Source organism: Mesorhizobium sp. M4B.F.Ca.ET.089.01.1.1, from assembly GCF_004022605.1.
In the GTDB taxonomy this organism is placed as follows: domain Bacteria; phylum Pseudomonadota; class Alphaproteobacteria; order Rhizobiales; family Rhizobiaceae; genus Mesorhizobium; species Mesorhizobium abyssinicae.
On the sequence record NZ_RZOS01000668.1, the window covers coordinates 1 to 2,275 of the forward strand.

A 2,275-nucleotide genomic window follows, 5' to 3' on the forward strand; every position below is an offset into this window, starting at 1 on the left:
CCGGCACGCTGCTGATCGTCGAGCCGGGAACGCCGGCCGGCTGGCAGCGCATCCTTGCCGTCCGCCGGCAATTGATCGAGGCCGGCGCGCATGTGCTGGCACCCTGCCCGCACGAGGCGCCCTGCCCGCTCGTCCCGCCCGACTGGTGCCATTTCTCGCGCCGCGTCGCGCGCTCGCGCCTGCATCGCCTCTCCAAGGACGCCGACGTCCCCTGGGAGGACGAGAAATTCATCTACATCGCTGCCTCGCGGCAGCCGGCGCCGGCGCGCCCGGCGCGCGTGATCGCGCCGCCGAAAGCCGGCTCCGGCAAGGTGCTGCTCAAGCTTTGCGTGCCCGACGGCAGTGCCGGCGAGACGCTGTTCAGCAAGCGCGACGGCGACGCGTTCAGGATCGCGCGACGGCTGGACTGGGGCGACCCGCTGGATATTTGAATGACAATTTGTTCTTTATTTGTTCTACAGCTTCGCGTAGAATCGCGACCTTGCCGAGTCAACCGGAATCGGGGCACGGGAATTCTGTCCTGTGGACGGTTTGCCGTTCCTGTGAACAGCGGGCATCAAGGCTGATTGGCCTTCGGGTGATGCAGAAAGGTCAGCACCGACTCATCTCGTTCTTGCTATCGAGAAGTCGGGATCGAAATCGGGGATATCATGGCTGAGGCAGCGCGCAAATTCGGCGTGGCGGAGCAACCGCTCTATCGCGAGGCACCGAACAATATCGAGGCCGAGCAGGCGCTGCTCGGCGCCATCCTCGTCAACAACGACGCCTTCTACCGGGTCTCCGACTTCCTCAAGCCGGCGCATTTCCACGAGCCGCTGCACCGCCGGATATTCGAGGTGGCGGCCGAGCTCATCCGCATGGGCAAGATCGCGACCCCGATCACGCTGAAGACCTTCCTGCCGGCGGACGAAAAGGTCGGCGACATGACGGTGGCGCAATATGTCGTGCGGCTCGCCGTCGAGGCCGTCACCGTCGTCAACGCCACCGACTATGGCCGCGCCATCTACGACCTCGCCACGCGCCGCGCGCTGATCACCGTCGGCGAGGACATGGTCAACATCGCCTATGACGCCCCGGTCGACATGTCGCCGTCCGACCAGATCGAGGACGCCGAGCGGCGGCTGTTCGAGCTGGCCGAGACCGGCCGCTACGACGGCGGCTTCGAGAGCTTCACCGACGCGGTCAAGACCGCCGTCGACATGGCCAACGCCGCCTATATGCGCGACGGCGGCCTGTCCGGCATCGCCACCGGCCTGCGCGACCTCGACCGCCGCATGGGCGGCCTGCAGCCTTCCGACCTGATCGTGCTTGCCGGCCGCCCAGGCATGGGCAAGACGTCGCTCGCCACCAACATCGCCTTCAACATCGCCGAGGCCTATGTGCCTGCGCAGCAGGCCGACGGCTCGTTCAAGGCCGCCAATGGCGGCGTCGTCGGCTTCTTCTCGCTCGAAATGTCGTCGGAGCAGCTCGCCACCCGCATCATCTCCGAGCAGACCGAGATCTCGTCGTCGAAGATCCGCCGCGGCGAGATCTCGGAGATGGATTTCGAAAAGCTGGTCGCCTGCTCGCAGACCATGCAGAAGATCCCGCTGTTCATCGACCAGACCGGCGGCATCTCGATCGCCCAGCTTTCCGCCCGCGCGCGCCGCCTGAAGCGCCAGCGCGGCCTCGACCTCATCGTCATCGACTATATCCAGCTGATGCAGGGCTCCAGCGCCAAGGCCTCGCAGAACCGTGTGCAGGAAATCACCGAGATCACCACCGGCCTCAAGGCGCTGGCCAAGGAGCTCGGCGTGCCGATCATCGCGCTGTCGCAGCTGTCGCGTCAGGTCGAAAGCCGCGACGACAAGCGTCCGCAGCTCTCGGACCTGCGCGAATCCGGCTCCATCGAGCAGGACGCCGACGTGGTGCTGTTCGTCTATCGCGAGGAGTACTACCTCAAGAACCGCGAGCCGAAGCTCGGCACCGACGAGTACATCAAGTGGGAAGCCGAGATGAACGAGATGCGCGGCAAGGCCGAGGTGATCGTGGCCAAGCAGCGCCACGGCCCGACCGGCTCGGTCAGCCTCGCCTTCCACGGCGAATTCACCCGCTTCTCCGACCTCGCGGAAGAGCATCATTTGCCGGACAGGTTTGAGTAGTTTTTTGACCCGCAGTCGCGCTCCGTCACACCCCCCTCTGGCCTGCCGGCCATCTCCCCCGCAAGGGGGGAGATCGACAGCTTTGGCGGCGGTCCCTGTCCTGCAACGTCGGCGATTGGCGAAAACGGTGGCGA

At 65.7% G+C, this 2,275-nt stretch carries 2 protein-coding genes; both read left to right on the top strand.

Going from position 1 to position 2,275, the window contains the following annotated elements; translation table 11 throughout:
* Nucleotides 1-431 (top strand): small ribosomal subunit Rsm22 family protein (locus EN780_RS32435; protein WP_245500196.1); only part of this gene is annotated, 431 nt, incomplete at its 5' end.
* A 219-nt stretch (nucleotides 432-650) separates the two neighbouring features.
* The gene (locus tag EN780_RS32440) at nucleotides 651-2,141 is read left to right on the top strand and encodes a replicative DNA helicase (RefSeq protein WP_127285617.1); all 1,491 of its coding nucleotides are present in this window, start codon (nucleotides 651-653) and stop codon (nucleotides 2,139-2,141) included.
* The last annotated feature ends 134 nt before the right edge of the window (nucleotides 2,142-2,275 follow it).